The 18,300-nt window shown below is 63.8% G+C and carries 14 protein-coding genes; 9 read left to right on the top strand and 5 right to left on the bottom strand.

What is annotated here, in order from left to right; all coding sequences use genetic code 11:
- Positions 1-3 precede the first annotated feature (3 nt).
- From H4V99_RS05565 to H4V99_RS05550, 4 genes are all read right to left on the bottom strand, one after another.
- Positions 4-2,193, bottom strand: a complete 2,190-nt coding sequence (locus H4V99_RS05565) for a bifunctional alpha,alpha-trehalose-phosphate synthase (UDP-forming)/trehalose-phosphatase (protein ID WP_280679966.1) — start codon at positions 2,191-2,193, stop codon at positions 4-6.
- Between the two features lie 216 nt (positions 2,194-2,409).
- The gene (locus tag H4V99_RS05560) at positions 2,410-4,323 is read right to left on the bottom strand and encodes a YhgE/Pip family protein (protein ID WP_280676251.1); all 1,914 of its coding nucleotides are present in this window, start codon (positions 4,321-4,323) and stop codon (positions 2,410-2,412) included.
- The gene (locus tag H4V99_RS05555; RefSeq protein WP_280676249.1) at positions 4,320-7,346 is read right to left on the bottom strand and encodes an MMPL family transporter; all 3,027 of its coding nucleotides are present in this window, start codon (positions 7,344-7,346) and stop codon (positions 4,320-4,322) included. Before H4V99_RS05555 ends, H4V99_RS05560 begins: the two co-directional genes overlap by 4 nt.
- A gap of 2 nt (positions 7,347-7,348) precedes the next feature.
- The gene (locus H4V99_RS05550) at positions 7,349-7,966 is read right to left on the bottom strand and encodes a TetR/AcrR family transcriptional regulator (RefSeq protein WP_280676247.1); all 618 of its coding nucleotides are present in this window, start codon (positions 7,964-7,966) and stop codon (positions 7,349-7,351) included.
- Positions 7,967-8,062: 96 nt separating this feature from the next.
- Between H4V99_RS05550 and H4V99_RS05545 the strand changes: the two genes are divergently transcribed.
- From H4V99_RS05545 to H4V99_RS05515, 7 genes are all read left to right on the top strand, one after another.
- Entirely contained in the window at positions 8,063-8,251 is a 189-nt protein-coding gene (locus H4V99_RS05545; RefSeq protein ID WP_280676245.1) for a hypothetical protein, read from the top strand.
- Between the two features lie 139 nt (positions 8,252-8,390).
- Positions 8,391-8,909, top strand: a complete 519-nt coding sequence (locus H4V99_RS05540; protein WP_280676243.1) for a hypothetical protein — start codon at positions 8,391-8,393, stop codon at positions 8,907-8,909.
- 40 nt (positions 8,910-8,949) lie between these two features.
- Positions 8,950-10,761, top strand: coding sequence for a glycoside hydrolase family 15 protein (locus H4V99_RS05535; RefSeq protein WP_280676241.1), 1,812 nt, complete (start codon positions 8,950-8,952; stop codon positions 10,759-10,761).
- A 126-nt stretch (positions 10,762-10,887) separates the two neighbouring features.
- A complete protein-coding gene (locus H4V99_RS05530) occupies positions 10,888-11,538 on the top strand; it encodes a biotin transporter BioY (RefSeq protein WP_280676239.1) in 651 nt (216 codons plus the stop codon).
- Between the two features lie 4 nt (positions 11,539-11,542).
- Positions 11,543-12,223, top strand: coding sequence for an ABC transporter ATP-binding protein (locus tag H4V99_RS05525; RefSeq protein ID WP_280676237.1), 681 nt, complete (start codon positions 11,543-11,545; stop codon positions 12,221-12,223).
- 10 nt (positions 12,224-12,233) lie between these two features.
- A complete protein-coding gene (locus tag H4V99_RS05520; protein ID WP_280676235.1) occupies positions 12,234-12,827 on the top strand; it encodes an energy-coupling factor transporter transmembrane protein EcfT in 594 nt (197 codons plus the stop codon).
- An 85-nt stretch (positions 12,828-12,912) separates the two neighbouring features.
- On the top strand, positions 12,913-13,926 hold the full coding sequence (locus H4V99_RS05515) for an FKBP-type peptidyl-prolyl cis-trans isomerase (protein WP_280676233.1): 1,014 nt from the start codon (positions 12,913-12,915) through the stop codon (positions 13,924-13,926).
- Positions 13,927-14,013: 87 nt separating this feature from the next.
- Here H4V99_RS05515 and H4V99_RS05510 read toward each other — a convergent pair whose 3' ends face one another.
- On the bottom strand, positions 14,014-15,396 hold the full coding sequence (locus H4V99_RS05510) for a cation:dicarboxylase symporter family transporter (protein WP_280676231.1): 1,383 nt from the start codon (positions 15,394-15,396) through the stop codon (positions 14,014-14,016).
- Between the two features lie 189 nt (positions 15,397-15,585).
- On the opposite strand from H4V99_RS05510, the gene H4V99_RS05505 reads away from it, so the two are divergent.
- The gene (locus tag H4V99_RS05505; protein WP_280676229.1) at positions 15,586-17,328 is read left to right on the top strand and encodes a sensor histidine kinase; all 1,743 of its coding nucleotides are present in this window, start codon (positions 15,586-15,588) and stop codon (positions 17,326-17,328) included.
- Positions 17,325-18,023 carry a response regulator gene (locus H4V99_RS05500; protein ID WP_280676227.1) on the top strand — a complete coding sequence of 233 codons (699 nt, stop codon included), beginning with the start codon at positions 17,325-17,327 and terminating at the stop codon, positions 18,021-18,023. Before H4V99_RS05505 ends, H4V99_RS05500 begins: the two co-directional genes overlap by 4 nt.
- The last annotated feature ends 277 nt before the right edge of the window (positions 18,024-18,300 follow it).

The following is an 18,300-nucleotide window of genomic DNA, read 5'->3' as shown; positions in this document are numbered from 1 at the left end:
GGGTCACCGTTTCAGTGCGGCCCTCACATCGGCCAGCCGAGTGATCAGCTGGGTAACCTCTGTGGGACTGCGCACGCGGTAGGCCGCGAGTGTGGGTCCCGGGCCAATTTTCACGCCCACATCCGTGCCGCCCAGCACCGCGAAAGCGTCTTCGTCGGTCACATCATCACCGGCGTAAAGCACGCGGTCCGCCCCCGTGTGGGCACGAAGCAGCTGCAGGGCATCTCCCTTGGTGCGGGAGCGCACCGAGAATTCGAGCACATTCTTGCCTTCGCGCACCGTGAGGCCCGGTAGCTCATCACCCAGCACCCGGCGAGCTTCGTTGTGGGCGCGTTCGGCGTCGTCCGGTGCGGAGAGTCGGGTGTGCAGGGCCATGCCGGCCGGTTTGCGTTCAATGGTGGAGCCGGCGACCGAGCCGGAGATGGTGGTGAGCACGCGGGCAAGCGTGTCAAGTTGCTCGAGTTCTGCCCCCACCAGGTTCAGTTCGATCTCGGGACTGTCCAGTTTCATCTCGATACCGTGCGAGCCGGTGAGCAGAACGTTGGGCTGCGGCTGAGCAACGTGCTGCAGACTCACGAGCGCGCGTCCCGACACGAACGCCACACGCACACCTGGCATGTCGAGCAGTCGCTGCACGGCTTCATGTGTTCCCTGCACCGCGCGGGCCTCTTCGGGCTGATCGACGTGCGGGGCCAGGGTGCCATCGAAGTCGAGGGCCACAAGCAGCGTCTCGGCTGCCGCCACCTCGCTGAGAGCGGCGTTGAGTTCGCTCGAGATTCCGGCTTTCACCGCTGCTCCCCCGGTCAGGGCGCTGAGGAAAGATGCCGACCAGGCCGCGACGTCCTTGTCGAACACCTTGCGACGGAGGGCACGCATCCGCCTCATTCGGTCTCGACGCGGCATCTCGACGGCGCGAACGATCGCGTCCTTGGTGCCCTCGATGTCGTGCGGGTTGATGAGAATAGCCTGCTTGAGTTCGTCGGCGGCTCCGGCGAATTCGCTCAGTACGAGAACGCCGTCGGAGTCAAAGCGCACGGCCACGTACTCCTTGGCCACGAGGTTCATGCCGTCCCGCAGTGCGGTGACTAGCATCACGTCGGCCGCCAGATACATGGCCACCATTTCTTCTCGCGGATACCCATGGTGGTGGTAGCTGATGGCGGTGTGGCTGATGGTGGAGAAGTCACCATTGAGTCGACCGACGGCCAGTTCAATTTCATCGCGCAGTGCCATGTAGCTGCCCACCTGTTCGCGGGACGGGCTGGCGATCTGCACGAGGGTCACGTCTTCGACGCTCAGACGCCCATCCGCGAGCAGTTCGCCGAAGGCCTTGATGCGGTGCCCGATGCCCTTGGTGTAGTCGAGGCGATCGACTCCGAGCATCACGGTCTTCGGGTTGCCGAGACCTTCGCGGATCTCGCGTGCTCGGGCCTGCACTTCCGGGCGGCGGGCAATCTCTTCATACCCGGCCGAGTCGATGGAAATGGGGAAGTGTTTAGCGACCACGCGTCGGGTTGCCCCCGTTTCGGTGGGTACGTCGATGACGACACCGCGGGTGGCATAACCGTAGAGTCGGCGCACGGCTCGAGAGAAGTTGCTCGCGTCGGACACGCGCTGAAATCCAATGACATCGGCTCCGAGGAGGCCATGCAGGATCTGTTTGCGCCAGGGCAGCTGGTCATAGATGCCGTATGGCGGAAATGGAATGTGGTTGAAGAAACCGATGACGAGGTCGGGACGTGCATCGCGCAGCATCCGTGGCACGAGTTGCAGCTGATAGTCATGCACCCACACGGTGGCACCCTCCGCGGCGGAGGCCATGGCGGCGTCGGCAAAGCGGCGGTTGACGGCCACGTAGGCGTCCCACGTTTCGCGGTGAAAGCTCGGTGGTGCAATCACGTCGTGATAGAGCGGCCACAGGGTGTCGTTGGAGAATCCCTCGTAGTAGTCCGCCAGCTCCTGAGCGCTCAGGCGCACGGGCACGAGGGAGATGCCGTCGTTCTCAAACGGCTCAAAATCACGGTCGGCAACGCCGGGCCAGCCCACCCAGACTCCACCCGACGTCCGCATGAGCGGCTCGAGTGCGGTGACGAGCCCACCGGGTGAGGTACGCCAGATCGCACTGCCATCGTCGGCTTCGTCGAAATCCACGGGAAGGCGATTAGAGACCACCACAAACGTGAAGGACCCGATTGGTGCGGCGTGTTTCGGCGCCGCTTCGACGGAGGTATCTGCTGCTGTATCGACTGTTGTATCGACTGCTGTATCGGCTGAGTGAGAAATGAGGCATCCGTTCCGGGTACACCCGAGTGCACCCCTGTGTGATTGCCTGTGCGGCACTACAAGGGTAGCAGTGCCCCTGTTTTGCGGGCTTGGCGCTCCTGCGCGCAGCCCGGCACCGCCCTACCGTCAGGCCGGCAGCAGAGCGTGCGACCAGGCGCGGGTCCCCCGTTTTCTGGCCACCGCCCACCAGCTCAGCAGCACGCTCACAATCGCGAACAGCACCAGTACGAGGGCGGCCGAGACAACGGATGCTCCCCCACCGCTGGCCACGATGGCTTGCATTCCGTCCACGCCCCAGGTGAGCGGCAGGAACGGACTGATCACCTGGAACGGTGCGGCCACGAGTTGAATCGGATACAGTCCGCCAGCCGACGCAAGTTGCAGCACGAGCAGCACAAGCGACACGAGAATCCCGACGCGACCGAAGAGCACGGTGAGGGTGTGATGCACGGCGACGAAGGTCACGGCCAGCAGCAGCGCGAAGGACAGTGTCACGGGCGCCAGCGCCCAATCCACTCCGAGGGTGGTGTGCAGCAGCACCGTCACGAGCACGGCCTGAGCCAGCGCGATGGCCGAGGCACGGGCGAGGCCACGTCGCACAATTCTGCCGGTGGTTGCCGTGGAGGCCAACGCTGCACGGGTGAGGGGCTGAAGAAGGAGGAAGATGGCGAGCGCACCGATCCACAGGCTCACCGGAACAAACAGGGTGCCAATGACCGATCCCACGCCCGCTACCGGGTTGTCCCGGTCGGTGGTCACGGCGATGGGCTCAGAGACGACAGCCGCGGTGGCCGTTGCGTCAAGGTTGATGAATGTGGCGGCGCCGGTGGCCCCGTCGGCGAGTCCGCTCGCGAGGTCGCTGGCACCGGTCTCGAGTGCGCGGGCACCCGTGGCGGCCGCGCTGCTTCCCGAGGCGAGTTCCGCAACACCGGTGGACAGACCGGAGATGCCTGTGGCAATTCCGGAGGCTCCGCTGCGAAGCTCCGCGGAACCACCGGAGAGGGCGGCGGCACCCGTGGCGCTTTGACCAATACCGGACTGCACACCCGAGAGAGCCGATGTGGTCTGGCCGCTGAGTGCGGTCCCCTGGGTCGAGAGGGTGTCGAGTCCGGCCTGAAACTGCGTGAGCGCTCCGGCGTACACGTCGTTGCTCGGGTTCGCCAGGATGGCGGCCTTCAGCGACGCGAACCCGCTGGCGGTCTGGGCGACTCCCCCGGTGTAGCTCGACCAACCGCCACTGATCTGCGAGAGGCCGGCTGCTCCAGAGCTGAGAGTACCGAGCCCGCTGCTGAGCGAGTCCACACCTCCGGTGTAGGCGTTCACACCCGACGAGAATGCGGTCGCACCGGTTGCGGCCGATGCCGCTCCGGTGGCCGCGGCATCGGTTCCGGCGGCGAGGGAGTCCAGCCCGGTGGCGACACCCGTGACACCTGTGGAGACCTGCGCCGCGCCATCCGCTGCACTCTGCAGTGCTTCACCGAGGGTGGCGAGGTTGCTGTAGAGGCCCGTGAGGTATTGCGAGGTAACTTCGCGGCCGAAGGCGCCGGTCATGGCGTCGCCCACCGACTGGGAAACCGAGCCGGCGAGGTAGGAGTGGGCGTCATCGGTGCGAATGTCGAGGGTGGCCTGGGTGGGGGCATCTGTTGCGAGCGAGGTGACAGACGCGGAGAACTCCTTCGGGATGGTGAGCACCGCGTATGCACCGCCCGAGGTGAGAGCCTTTTGGGCATCGCTCGAGTTGGAAATGCTCCAGTCGAAGCCGGCCATTCCCGAGTCCTTGTTGGTGAGCTGCGTCACCAGTTGGCGGCCAGCCAAAACAGGCTGGTCGGTGCCGTCGGGCAGGGTGAGGGTGACGAACTCGTCGTTGTTCACGACGATGGCGGGAATGGTGTCGAGTCGCTGATCTGCCGACGTGAGGGCGGCGGTGAAGACACCGGCAACGGCGAGCGGCACCACGATCAGCGCGGCCACGAGGCCGCGTACCACCCACCGGCGTTGGCCGGGGGTACGAGTGAAGAGTCGTTCAAACTGGGAACTCATGAGTGCAGGACCTTTCCATCCACGGACGCAAAGTCGTCGGCCGGGGTCGACGTGAGGGTAAGAGTGCTGGTGCCGCGTGCGGCGGTCCAGGAGAGCGCCTCCGGGCTGAATGCCGTGGCGGCGATCACGAGGGTGACCGCGTTCGGCACCAGCTGAGCGAGCAGAGACTGCAGGGTGTGCTGGGGGGAACCGTGCTGGGAACCGTGCGGGGAATCGTGCTGGGATTCTTGCGGCAGTCCGTCACCGAGATCGAGGACGACGATGGCCGGGTTTTCGGCCAGGGCTGCCACGACAAGCGCAAGCGCCCGGTCGGACGGGCTGAGGGACGCCAGGGACGTGTCGCGAGTAAGTGCGACGACCGAGGGCGTGTGCCGGCTCCAGTCCGCCGTCTCGTGCAGCGAACCGTCTGCCAACGAACCCTGGGCCAGTGCACCCTGGGCCGCCGCGGGAGCGGGTGCCCGAACCGCATTGAGCCGGTCAATCCACGTGTTCACGGTGGCGGTGTGGGCGCGATACCACGGCTGCGCGAGCAGCACGCGATCCGTGATGAGGTCACCGAGGGTTGCTCCGGTGGCGGTCGAGGCCACATCGGCGAGGGCCACGGATCGCAGCGCGCGACCGCGTTCCGTGGGGAGCGGAAAACCGGCCACCTGGAGTCGTCCGCTCACCGGGTCCAGCCGGCCAGCGAGCGTCGACGCGATCACGCGGCGAGCGGATGTGGGTGCAACCAGTCGCAGAATCGAGCCGGCGGGAACGGCAAAGGACAACGGGCCGATTGTGGTCTCGGCGACGCCGAAGACTGCCTCGTCGGCCGTGATGGCGGCAGGTTGCTGTGCCGCCCAGGCGTCGTCGTGGAGGTGACGACGAAGTCCCTCGCCTTCAATGTCCACGTTGGGGAGCACGCGGGCCAGCCAGGCGGGGATCCACCAGGCGCCCTTTCCAGCGAGGGCCATTGCTGCCGGGACAAGCGTCATGCGCACGAGGAAGGCGTCGAGGAACACACCGATCGCGAGCGCAAAGGCAATTCCCTTGATGGCGCCGCTTCCGTCGGGCACGAAAGCAAAGAACACGAAGAACATGATGAGGGCGGCGGCCGTGACCACACGTCCGGCGTGGGAGAAACCGTAGATCACCGATTGACGAGCGTTGCCTGTTTTCACAAATTCCTCTCTCATGCCGGAGACGAGGAACACCTCGTAGTCCATGGCCAGACCAAAGAGTACGGCCATCAGCAGGATCGGGAGAAAGCTCAGAATCGGGCCGGGGTTGGCCACCCCAATGAGGTCGGCGAACCAGCCCCACTGAAAGATCGCCACGGTGACGCCGATGGCGGCGGAGACCGAGAGCAGGAATCCGAGTGCGGCCTTGATCGGCACGAAGATCGAGCGGAACACCATGGTGAGGAGAATGATCGACAATCCCACGACGATGAGTGCAAAGGGAATCAGTGCATTGCTCAGTCGGTTGGAGATATCGATGCCCACGGCGGTGGCACCGGTGACCGTAATAGGTGTTCCAAGACTCTCGGTGATACCCGGTGCCAGGTCTCGAATGGCTTGCACGAGCTCCTTGGTTTCGGGAGCATCGGGAGCACTGCCCGGCATCACCTGGATGATGGCGGTATCCACCGAAGGGTTTGGGGTTCCTTTGCCCACGAAGGCAACGTCAGGCAGGGTGCGAATTTCGGCGGCAATCGCGTCGAGGCTCGGAAAGATGTCGGTGGTCTGAGTGATGTCGACCAGGACGATGAGCGGTCCGTTGTAGCCGGGGCCGAAGCCCTGCTCAATAAGCTGATAGGCCTTCAGCTGGGTAGATCCAGCAGGTTCAGAGGCGCCGTCCGGCAGGTTGAGATCAAGGCTCAGTGCGGGGATAGCGAGGGTCCCCAGTACACCCACAACAAGAGTCACGGCAACTACGGGTGCCTTGAGTACCAATCCCACCCAGCGTCGGCCGAGTGTGGGTCGACCGGAGTCGGGTGTAGTGGCGCGGCGATGAGCACGCCCTCCGGGCTTCGGAGCCAGGCGCGCACCGGCAAGTCCGAGCAGGGCGGGCAAAAGGGTGACCGCGACGGCAATCGACACCAGCACGGCAAAGGCTGCGCCCACGCCCATCACGCTGAGGAACGGGATGCCCACCACCAGCAGTCCGAGAAGCGCGATGATGACGGTAATTCCGGCGAAGACCACGGCGCTTCCGGCCGTGGCCACGGCGGTGGCTGCCGATTCGTGCGGACTCTCACCGGTGGCCATCTGGGTGCGGTGGCGCGACAGAATGAAGAGGGAGTAGTCGATGCCCACGGCGAGGCCCAGCATGAGGGCCAGCATGGGTGCGGTGCTCGACACCGGCACGAAGGCCGAAATGGTGATGATGCCGCCGATGGCAACACCCACACCAATCAGGGCCATGAGTAGCGGCATACCGGCCGCCATCAGCGAGCCGAAGGTGATGAGGAGAACCACTCCCGCGAAGAGCACGCCGAAGATTTCCGTGACCGTGATGCCGAACGTGTTGTCCGCGAAGACCTGTCCCCCGAAGGCCACCTGCATGCCGGCTTTTTCACCGATGGTGGCGGTGTCGGTGAGGTTGGTGAGGGTGGAGGGCAAAACATCCGTGGAGGGGCCGCTGAGCTGCACCTGGCTGAAGGCGGTTTGCTCGTCGGTGGATATGGCGTTTGAAGCATATTCGGAGTACGGGGTGATGACGGTGGTGACGCCGGAGACGTCCTCCATGGCTGTGGCCATGTCTTCGATGGCGGTTCGGTAGCCGGCGTCGTTTACGGATGCGCCGTCGGGCACCGTGTAGACCACCTGAACCTGCGCGCCGGCTGCTTCCGGGAACACGGCGGCCAGTTTGTCGATGGAGTCCTGAGACTCCGTGCCGGGAATGGCATATGACTCCTGGGTTTGACCGCCGAGGGCGATACCCCCTCCCAGGATGGCGCCGAGAAGCACGACCCAGACGCCGATGACGAGCCAGGCACGGCGAAAGGCGAAGTGACCAATGCGATAGAGCAAAGTGGACATGGTTACTGCTTTCCGGGGAGGTGGCGCGAAGTGACGGGGGCGAGGAGTTCGGTGATCACGGTGCGCAGGGCTGGTCGCAGGTGGTCCACGGGGGCGAGGTCTTTGCCCAGAAAGGTCATGCCGGCAACGAGCGAGTAGGCGGCGCCGCCGAGCGCTACGGCGAAGCGCAGGTGTTCTTCAACGCTCGCGTCCTCGCGGCATAGGGTATCGGAGAGTCGCACGATCAGTTCTCGAGCTCGGTCGACGACGTCGATTCCGCCCAGGGATTGACCCTGGTTGATGAAGGTGTGCAGCTCCAGCCGATACTGCAGCAGAAAGTCAATGAAATCGTCGATGAACTGCACCCGCGATGCGGCTGTCTGTCCGGCATCGACATAGCGTTCGAGGATCTGGGTGAGTCCATCCACGGCCGGTGTGAGCAGATCGGCGAGGAGCGCCTCTTTCGACGCAAAGTGGTAGAGCACCGTGGACTTCGAGAAGCCGGCGGCATCGGCTATGTGTTGCAACGAGGTGGCGGCGAAGCCCACCGACGCAAACTGTTGAAGGGCGATGCTGCGCAGTTCGTCACCTGTTTTGGTGCGGATACCGGGTGCCGGGGAAAGTGGAAGGTCTGGAGTCACTTGAGCACGTTACCTGACCGATCGGTCAAACTCTGCACGATCGGTCAGATTCACAGCTTATGCGTGGGGCGGGTACTCTGGGCCGCGGAGGTCTTCATGCGAAAATTCATATTCAGCAGTGCAATGATCGGCGTTCTGGCCGGCGGTTGGAACACCGTGCAGGCCACTCGAAACGGTCCTCGTGATTGGCGACTCGTCATGCTGTGGCTCGGCTGGGCACTGAGCGCGGCAGTGGCTGTGGGAACCGTGATCGAAGACGCAAACATGCGTCGTCTCGACGAGTAGTAACTCGACGGAAAAACCACGGTGCGAATTGCGGTGGAACCGCGGAATAACCCGTGATTTTGCGGCGTGTCCGGCGGTTCTGAGCGAGGTTGTCGACCAGACTGAACGCGAGTAGTTTTTCGCCTGAAAGGAACCTCGGATGTTTGGTCGTCGACGTCGTATCGCAGCAGCCCTCGCGGTCTCGGCACCGGTGCCTCTTCCTGTCCCTGTTCCCACTCTGAGCAGTGAGCAGATTCTCGACGTCCTGAACACTCGCATCGACGAGCTCGTGGGCGTGAATGGTGTCTGGACCCTCGTTCCGCGGAGCGTCGACGACACCGACGTGTTTTTTCACGGCCTCAAGGCTGCCCAGATTGCGAGCGAGTTGTCGAGTGCTCTCGTTGACGAGACCGCGAAGCTCGTGAACGCTGCCGACGTTGCTCTCGCCGAGACGGCCGCACAGGCAGCAGCCGCTGCAGCTGCCGCCGCACCCGTGAAGTCGGGTCGACTGGCACGGTCTCGCGTCGCTGCCCGGACTGTCAGCGGTGACGAGGCCGCCATCGAGCCCACGGCACTGTCGTGGACCCCGTCCCCCATCTCCGTCTGGGCCGAACCTTCCGGTGCAGCTGTCACTGCACCTGCACCTGCACCTGCAGAGTCGGCTCGCTCCGTGGCCTGAACACCCTTGATTAGCGAGTGACGGCTGACAGAATGGCCTGATGGCACTCAACATCGAGGACTACGCGCTCATCAGCGACTGCCATACGGCTGCGCTCGTGGGACGGGACGGCAGCATCGACTGGCTGTGTCTGCCGCGCTACGACTCGGCTTCCGTTTTTGGTGCTCTGCTCGGAGATGAAAACCACGGTCGCTGGCTGCTGGCACCGGCACAGCCCGAGGCCACGGCCATCCGCTCCTATGTCGGTGACACGTTTATTCTCTCCACAGTCTGGACGACCGCCACCGGGTCCGTGGAGGTGCTCGACTTTATGCCGCACGGTGATCGTCGTGCCGATCTGGTTCGCCGGGTGCGGGGCCTCACCGGCACGGTGGACATGCACCAGGATCTGCGTATGCGATTTAGTTATGCCGCAACCGTGCCGTGGGTGCGACAGCTCACCGGTGAGAGCGCGCACGGCCTCATCGCCGTGGCCGGGCCGGATGCCATCGTGATTCGTGGTCCGCTCCTCCTCGCCTCCGATCGTCGGCATACCTCCCATTTCGCTGTTACTGCGGGCGAGACCGTCGACATGCAGCTGACCTGGTATCCCTCGGAGCGCACCACTCCACGTACAATCGATGTCGATTCCGCACTGCGCACGACCGCAGACTGGTGGACGAGATGGGGAGTGCAGTGCACTCACCAGGGGCCGTATCGCAGCGAGGTGCTGCGGTCGATGCTCGTGCTGCGGGCGCTCACGCACGAGTCGACTGGTGGCATTGTGGCGGCCGCGACCACCTCTCTGCCCGAGGATTTTGGAGGTTCACGCAACTGGGATTATCGATACGTGTGGTTGCGCGACGCGTCTCTCGCTCTGGAAGTGTTGCTCTCGCACGGCTACGAGAACGAAGCGGAGAACTGGCGCGCGTGGTTGCTTCGCGCCATTGCCGGCGACCCGAACGATGTGCAGATCATGTACGGCCTGTCCGGCGAACGCAACCTGTCGGAACGAGAACTCACCAGTCTGCCCGGGTATCGCGGGAGCGGTCCGGTGCGGGTCGGCAATGGCGCCGTCAGCCAGTTTCAGTCCGATGTGATCGGTGAGGTGATGGTGGCTTTGCATGCTGCCCGCGTTGCCGGTGTGGGCGAGACCAGGTTCTCGTGGCCCTTGCAACGCGCCCTCATGACTTTTCTTGAGGCCAACTGGCAGCGCCCCGACCAGGGCATTTGGGAGGTACGCGGGGTGGCGCGCGAGTTCACGCACTCCCGGGTGATGGTGTGGGCCGCTTTTGACCGTGCTGTGCGTGGCATCACCGAATTCGGACTTCCCGGTCCGCTCGATCAGTGGACGCGCGTCCGCGACGAGGTGCGCGCCGATATTGACTCCCGCGGGTTCAACGCCCGCCTCAACAGCTACACGCAGTACTTTGGCGGCACCGACGTGGATGCGTCCCTCCTCGTGCTTCCACAGGTGGGCTTCTGTGCGCCCAACGATCCACGCATGCTGGGCACCGTGGCGAGAATCGAAGGCGAGTTGATGCGCGATGGTTTTCTCCTGCGCTATCGCTCGTCGGCTTCGGCGTCGACGTCGGTTGACGGGCTGGCGCCCGGCGAGCATCCGTTTATGGCGTGCTCCTTCTGGCTTGTGGAGCAGTACGCCATGTCGGGCCGCCAAGACGATGCGACCGAGCTCATGGATCGGCTCGTGGGTCTGGTGAACGATGTGGGGTTGCTCTCCGAGGAATATGACGTGACCAATGGGCATCAGGCGGGCAATACGCCACAAGCGCTGTCCCACCTGGCGCTCGTGCGTGCGGCTGACGCCATCGTGGCCGGTGCAGCCTCACCGATTCTCGGTGTGGCGCACTGATCTGTTCCCCACACTGTTCAAGCCGCTGCACACAGACGGCGCACACAGACGCTGTACAAAGACCGCGCGCATTCTTTGTAGGTTTTCTCTGGAAACGACCACGGTGCGGATTCTAGATTGAGAGTCATGTCCTCACGCCTTCTCTCGGCTCGCGATCTTGCCCAGATCGCCATTTTCGCCGCTCTTATTGCTGCTCTCGGTCTGCCCGGAGCTCTGTCGATCGGTGCGATTGCCGTACCCATTACTTTTCAAACCCTCGGGGTGATGCTCGCCGGTGCGATTCTTGGTGCGCGCAAGGGCTTCTTCGCCGTGCTGCTTTTTCTTGCACTCACCCTGGCCGGCCTCCCGCTGCTCTCGGGTGGTCGTGGTGGTCTCGTGTGGTTCACCACCAGTCCGGCAGCTGGCTACCTGTACGGGTGGCTGCTCGGTGCACTCGTGATCGGGTACCTCACCGACCGGCTGCTTCCCCGCTATGCGCTCTGGAAGGCTCTCGGAGCAACCGCCCTGGGCGGCATCGTCGTTGTGTATCTCATTGGTATACCGGTTCTGGCTCTGAACCTCGGTCTTCCTATTTGGGTGGCGGTGGCCAATAACGTCATATTCCTGCCCGGGGATATTCTCAAGGTCGTCATCACGGTTCTCGTTGCCAGCCAGGTGCACCGGGCCTATCCCGGACTGATCCGGCGCCCGGCAAAACGCGCTGCACCGGTCGACGCTGCACCGGCCGCTACTGCACCGTCCGCGACTGCGCCGTCCTCCGCAACCAGCGCCGAGTAACCGGGTGAGCACCGTTACCTTTGAAGGGGTCTGGCACGCGTTCGGAGAACGAACAGTGTTGCGAGACGTGACTCTGCACCTCACCGAGCAGCGCATCGGCATCGTCGGTGCGAATGGGTCGGGTAAATCCACGCTGGCACGCATGATCAATGGTCTGGTCAGCCCCGACAGTGGCACGGTCACCGTGGACGGTCTCAATGTGGCCAGTCGCGGCAAGGAGGTACGTCGCCGGGTGGGGTTTGTGTTCACAAATCCCGACAATCAGATTGTGATGCCCACCGTTCAGGAGGATGTGGCGTTCTCGCTTCGTCGCCGGGGCCTCACGCGTGAGCAGATCGCCGAACGCACGGCAGTGGCTCTGGAGCGTTACGGTTTGGCTGCTCACGCGGAGCATCCGGCGCATCGCCTCTCCGGTGGCCAAAAGCAACTGCTTGCCCTTGCTGCGGTGCTCGTATCCGAACCCGACATCATTGTGGCCGATGAACCCACCACTCTGCTCGATGCTCGTAATGCACGGCGCATCTCCGAGCTGGTGGCCACGCTCAGTCAGCAGGTCATCATGGTGACCCACCACCTGGAGCTGCTCGACGGCTTTGACCGTGTCATCGTGATCGAAGACGGCGCGGTCGTCGCTGATGCTGCGCCCCAGGAGGCGCTCGCGGTCTACCGCGCGCTGGTGTCGTGATTACAGAGTCATGATCGGCCTTTACAGTCCCGGAACCTCCTTCGTGCACCGGGCACCCACGCTGCTGAAGCTCTTTCTCCTCTCCGTTTTTGTGGTCGCCGTGGGTGCCACCAGCGATCTGCGCATGCTCGCCGTGGCCACTCTCATTGTGGTGATTCTCTTCTTCAGTTCGCGTGTTCCGCTTCGCTCAGCGGCTGCGCAGATCGCACCGATTCTCTGGCTTCTGGTGATTGCCGTTCCCGTGCAGGGCCTCCTGGCCGGATGGGTCATCGCCACGCTCATGGCGGGTCGCCTTTTTCTGGCGGTCACCTTGGCCGCCCTGTTCACCATGACAACCACGGTGACGTCGGTACTCGAGGCGTTCGAGAAACTCCTGAAGCCGTTCTCACGTTGGATCGACTCCGAGCGCACGGGCCTCCTGGTGGCACTGACCATCCGCTGCATTCCTGTGGTCACCGATATTGTGCGGGAGGTGCTCGAAGCCCGCAAGGCACGCGGAACGCGCGGGTCACTCATGGCTCTCGCGGTGCCCGTGGTTGTGCGTTCGCTCTATGCAGCGGATGCCCTCGGTGAGGCTCTCGCCGCGCGCGGGCTCGACGACTGAGACTCGACAACCGCGCGGATTCAGCACGCTCCGAGCCGAGACGTGCAAGTGTTGACGCAGACATCCGTCGCGTAGAGAGAAACCAGTGTCCAAAAAACTTGCCCTTCTTGCCACCACCCTCGGTCTCACTCTGGCCCTGACCGCGTGTAGCGGCAGCAGTAGTAGTACTCCCAGCAGTTCAGATCCAGCCAGTGCCGATCGCACCGTGTCTCCCACCTCCGAGTGCACGGAATCCGGCAGCATCTCCGACGCCATTAGCGTGACCGGCGACTTTGGAGCGGAACCCACCGTCACCATCGAGTCTCCGGTGACCACAACGGCCACTCAGCGCACCGTCGCGATTGCCGGGACCGGAACCGAAAAGACGAAGGCCGGTTCCGTTGCACGGGTCTCGTTCTCCGCCTTCAATGCCGAAACCGGCGAGAAGGTCGATTCCACCGGTTACGGCACCGACACCTCTGCCGTGTCGATCACGGTGGCTGACAATTACGTTCCCGGCCTTGTTCGTGCCGTGAACTGTTCCGTTGTCGGCGACCGCATCGTGGCCGTTATGCCGCCCTCCGATGGGTTCGGCGAGCAGGGTTGGAGTGACCTCGGCCTTGCGGCCACGGACTCGATGGTCTTCGTCATCGACATCAACAGCATCCAGGCCACGCGCGCAACCGGTGTTGACCAGCCCGTTGAGGCTGGTTTGCCCACCGTTACACTCGCCGATGACGGTGCTCCCGCCATCACGATTCCCGATTCCGAGGCTCCCGGCACTCTGACGATTGCCACGCTCAAGAAGGGCGATGGTGCTGTTGTCGCCGATGGCGACACCGCTCAGGTGGAGTACACCGGTGTGCTCTGGGCAACCGGTGACACCTTCGACTCGTCGTGGACGGCAGATGGTCCGGCTGCCTTCCCCACGGGCAGTGTCGTGAAGGGCTTTGCTGCTGCTCTTGTGGGACAGACGGTGGGTTCGCAGGTTCTCGCCATCATCCCTCCAGCAGATGGCTATGGTTCTGCCGGTAGCACCCAGACCGGTATCAGCGGTACCGACACTCTCGTGTTCGTCGTGGACATTCTGGCTACCGGCCCCACCCCGGCTGCCCAGTAGTTCACGACATACAGCTACACGAAAGGCCCGCGTCAGCATGACGCGGGCCTTTCGTGTGTGTACTGCGTGTGAGTTTCTACCGAGCGGTTAGGCGCTAATGGTAGCCGGCTTGCGCGTCTCGGCCAGAGTCTGTGCGTCCTCGTCGACGGGAGCTTCGAACGAGTGGTGCGCGGCCATGGTGGTCTCGTCGAAAAGGTCCTTCTTGTCGAGAACACGGTCAACCTGCAAGCGGTCGATCTCCTTGGTCCAGGTTCCGATCAGCACAGTGGCAACCGCGTTGCCGGTGAAGTTCGTGAGTGCACGTGCCTCGCTCATGAAGCGGTCGATGCCCACGATGAAGCCCACCCCACCCACGAGTTCGGGAGCGTGCGACTGCAGACCGGCGGCCAGTGTGGCGAGGCCGGCTCCGGAGACTCCGGCGGCGCCCTTCGAGGCGATGATCATGAAGGCGAGCAGGCCGAACTGTTCGCCGAGGTTCATGGGCATGCCCATGGCGTTAGCGATGAAGAGCGATGCCATGGTGAGGTAGATGGCGGTGCCATCCAGGTTGAAGGAGTAGCCGACCGGAACGGTGACACCCACGACAGGCTTCGACACACCGAGGTGCTCCATCTTGGCGATGAGGCGCGGCAGGGCAGCTTCAGACGAGGAGGTGGAGACGATGAGGAGGTATTCGCGACCGAGGTAACGCATCAGCTTGAAAATGTTGACACCGGTGACGATCTTGAGCAGTCCACCGAGAATAAGCACGATGAACAGAATGCAGGTGGCATAGAACGCAGCCATGAGGGTGAACAGGCTCACGATGGCCTGAATTCCAGTGGAACCGACGACGGCGGCGATGGCACCAAAGGCGCCGAGCGGTGCCATCCACATGACCATGATCAGAATGCGGAAGACGAGAGCCTGCACGTGGGCGATGCCGCGAAGAATGGGGAGTCCCGCCGGGCCCATGCGCTGCAGGGCGAAGCCGGCGATGAGTGCCACGAGCAGGGTCTGCAGAATGCTACCCGAGGTGAGGGACGACACGAGTGTTGTGGGGATAATGCCCAGCAGGAAGCTGGTTTCGGGTGCCGTGGAAGGAACGTAGTTCGCGTCGGACAGGTCGAGGTTGGCTCCGGGCTGAACCAGGTTACCCACAACGAGGCCGATGCCGAGTGCGAAGGTGGACATGATCACGAAGTAGCCGAGGGCGAGTCCGCCCACCTTGCCCACCGTGGCGGCCTTGGCAATGGAGCCGATGCCGAGAATGATGGTGCAGAAGATCACCGGGGCGATCATCATTTTGATGAGACCCACGAAGGCGTCACCGATGGGCTTGAGCTTGACGGCGAAACCGTCGGGGCCGCCCCACACGAGTCCAACCAGGATGCCGAGGAGAACACCGGCGATAACTGCCATGTAGAGGTAGTGCGACCGGTCAATGCGCTTGCGCGGCTTGGCCGATTTGATGGATGACGACAACGCCATGTCAGACTCCTTTGTCTTTGGTTTCGCTCTGCACCCATGCGGGCCGTGCTGCTCCTGATTGGGTCTCACAATCCCAGACGTCGTGCGATTCGCCGAGGTTGCGGTCATAATGTTCATGGGGATGTTTACGGGAACATTTATCGGGATATGTCCACGCATTGTCTGCTGTCCATTCGAAAGGCCAAGTCTGTGAGCCGCGAATGGAGCATCGCCCGCCGCTTGCTCGTTGCTCACGGGCTCTCCATCGTGATGCTCACTGCCTTCGTGGGCACCGCCCTGTTTGTGGATGCGCGCGATCACAGCTTTGACGAAACCGAAGAGCGGATGCTGTCGGTCGCCACCACCATTGCCGACAGTCCGCTCACCCTTCAGGCCAGTACTGCTGCCAATCCGAGTGCGCTGCTGCAGGCCTACAGCCTGGACGTCACGCGTGATGCCGACCTCGACTTCATCACGATCATGGCTCCGGACCGCACGCGCTGGACGCATCCCACTCCCACGGAGATCGGCAAGTCCTACATCGGCACGATTGAACCGGCTCTGGGAGGTCGGTCCTTCACCGAGATTAGTACCGGAACGCTCGGGCCATCCGTTCGCGCGGTGGCGCCCGTGATGGATGCGAGCGGCACGGTCGTGGCGCTCGTGGCTGCCGGAGTGACCACGAGCAATGTCACCATTGCGCTCAACGCCCGGTTGCCGGCCCTGCTCGCTCTTGCTGTGGGTTTGTTGCTGGCGGGATCGGTAATGGCGCTGGTGCTGGCGCGTTACCTGCACCGGGTCACTCTCGGGTGGGGTCCCGAACATCTCGCGCAACTGTTCGTGTACTACGACTCGGTGCTGCACTCCGTGCGCGAGGGCCTCGTGCTCGTGGACCGCACCGGACAGCTCGTGCTCTACAACGACCAGGCTGCGCGGCTACTTGGCATTCCCCCGGATGCGCCGCATCGACCGAGTCAGGCGCTCAGCGACCTCAATCTGCCGCCTGACCTCGGCGCGCTGCTGCGAAGCGGTCGGCGCACCAAGGACGAGGTGTTCATCACCGACACTCGGGTGCTCGTCATCAATCAGGAAGAGGCTGTGGCGCTCTCCAGTACCGGATCCGGTGCTGGAGGAGGTGTCGGCATCCGCTCGAAGAATCGTGAGAAGAGCGGCCGGAAGAGCCGCAGGACCGCGCCTGTTCGCATCGGTTCGGTGGCTACGATTCGCGATCACACCGATTTGCAGACGCTCGGCAGCGAACTGCAGTCCATGCGTACGCTCTCCGATGCCCTGCGCGCGCAGACGCACGAGCACTCCAACCGGCTGCACACCATCGTGTCGCTCATGGAACTGGGTCGCACCCAGGAGGCGCTCGACTTTGCCACGACCGACCTCGAACTCAGTCAGCAGCTCACGGACGACATGGTGAATTCCGTGGACGAACCCGTCATCAGCGCCCTCATCATGGGCAAGGTTGCGCAGGCGAACGAGCTCGGGATCGCTCTCACCGTCACCGCTGCGGGCACAATCTCTGACTCCGAGCTGTCGGTGCAGGATCTGGTGACCGTTTTGGGGAACCTCATCGATAACGCGTTGGATGCTGCGGCATCCGCTCCCCCGCCGCGCCTGGTGACCGTGGGGGTGAGTCGCACCGCCGAGATGGTGATTCTCGAGGTGGCTGACAGTGGGCCGGGCATCGAAGCGGATGCTGCCGATCACGTGATGCAGCTCGGCTACAGCACCAAGGAGAACGGCGGCTATGGTCGCGGACTCGGGCTCGCTCTGGTGCGGCAGGCCGTGGTGCGGCTCGGCGGAACCCTCACCATTGGGCGTCGCGATGGCGCGCTGTTTACGGTGACCATTCCCACAACGGGCACGGGGGCGGGGCTGGTTGCGCCGGCCGGGCTGGTCGGGACAGCCACGCCAGTCACGCCCGAGGGGATGCGGGCATGACCGGGCCGATCCGGGTGCTCGTGGTGGAGGATGAGCCGCTGACCGCGGAGGCGCATGCCGCGTACGTGGGGCGTATCGACGGGTTCGTGCTGGTTGACACCGTGGGCACTGGGCAGAATGCGCTGCGCATCCTCACCGCACAGGCTGCTGCCGGCACTCCGGTCGACTTGGTGTTGATGGACATGAACCTGCCCGATCTGCATGGGCTCGACGTGAGTCGACGCATCCGCTCTGCTGGTTTGGCCACCGATATTATTGCCATCACTGCGGTGCGTGAGTTGCAGGCGGTGCGCGGGGCGATTGCGGCCGGGGTGGTGCAGTACCTGATCAAACCGTTTACGTATGCCACGTTTGCGAAGAAGCTGGTGAGCTACCGTGACTTCAGGCAGCAGCTGGGCTCGGCTGCAACGGTGGCGACGCAGTCGGATCTCGACCAGGCGTTTGCGAGTCTGCGGTCGCCGACCGATGTGCCACGTCCCAAGGGGCTGGCCGATGACACGCTGCAGCGTGTGACGGACCACCTCAAAGCGCAGCCGTGTGCCGTGTCAGCCAGCGAGGTGACCGAGGCGCTGGGGATGTCGCGCGTGACTGCGCGGCGATACCTCGAGTTTCTGGCCGATTCCGGGCCGGTGCTGCGGGCGCCACGCTTTGGAACCCCGGGCCGGCCCGAAAACGAATACAGCTGGCGCCGGTAGCCGCGCTGCGGCCGCCAGCGAGCCTCCGCAAGTCTCCGTAGCCATCTACTGGCCCCTTTGGTCCCTGTGCGAGCCTCTGCGAGCCCCTTTTTCGCGTCGTGGCACTCGTTTAGGCGCGCGGCACTTGTTTGAACGAGTGCCCCGCGGCCAAACGAGTGCCACGACAGCCTCGCAGCACCTGTGCGAGGCATCTGCTACCGCGAAACAGCACGAATCCCGCTCATTCGGGCGTTTCTGAGCCCGCAATCACGGTGTCAGACTCACGGAAGCCGGAGTG

Source organism: Cryobacterium sp. CG_9.6, assembly GCF_029893365.1.
Classification (GTDB): domain Bacteria; phylum Actinomycetota; class Actinomycetes; order Actinomycetales; family Microbacteriaceae; genus Cryobacterium.
Note: the sequence above shows the minus strand (reverse complement) of the source record. Positions and strands in the feature narration are given on the sequence as shown.

Bases quoted from the DNA above. Each gene is read 5' to 3' on its own strand.
- H4V99_RS05560 (WP_280676251.1), bottom strand. From the start codon at position 4,323: ATGAGTTCCCAGTTTGAACGACTCTTCACTCGTACCCCCGGCCAACGC.
- H4V99_RS05530 (WP_280676239.1), top strand. From the start codon at position 10,888: ATGTCCTCACGCCTTCTCTCGGCTCGCGATCTTGCCCAGATCGCCATT.
- H4V99_RS05510 (WP_280676231.1), bottom strand. From the start codon at position 15,396: ATGGCGTTGTCGTCATCCATCAAATCGGCCAAGCCGCGCAAGCGCATT.
- H4V99_RS05540 (WP_280676243.1), top strand. From the start codon at position 8,391: ATGTTTGGTCGTCGACGTCGTATCGCAGCAGCCCTCGCGGTCTCGGCA.
- H4V99_RS05500 (WP_280676227.1), top strand. From the start codon at position 17,325: ATGACCGGGCCGATCCGGGTGCTCGTGGTGGAGGATGAGCCGCTGACC.
- H4V99_RS05545 (WP_280676245.1), top strand. From the start codon at position 8,063: ATGCGAAAATTCATATTCAGCAGTGCAATGATCGGCGTTCTGGCCGGC.
- H4V99_RS05555 (WP_280676249.1), bottom strand. From the start codon at position 7,346: ATGTCCACTTTGCTCTATCGCATTGGTCACTTCGCCTTTCGCCGTGCC.
- H4V99_RS05520 (WP_280676235.1), top strand. From the start codon at position 12,234: ATGATCGGCCTTTACAGTCCCGGAACCTCCTTCGTGCACCGGGCACCC.
- H4V99_RS05535 (WP_280676241.1), top strand. From the start codon at position 8,950: ATGGCACTCAACATCGAGGACTACGCGCTCATCAGCGACTGCCATACG.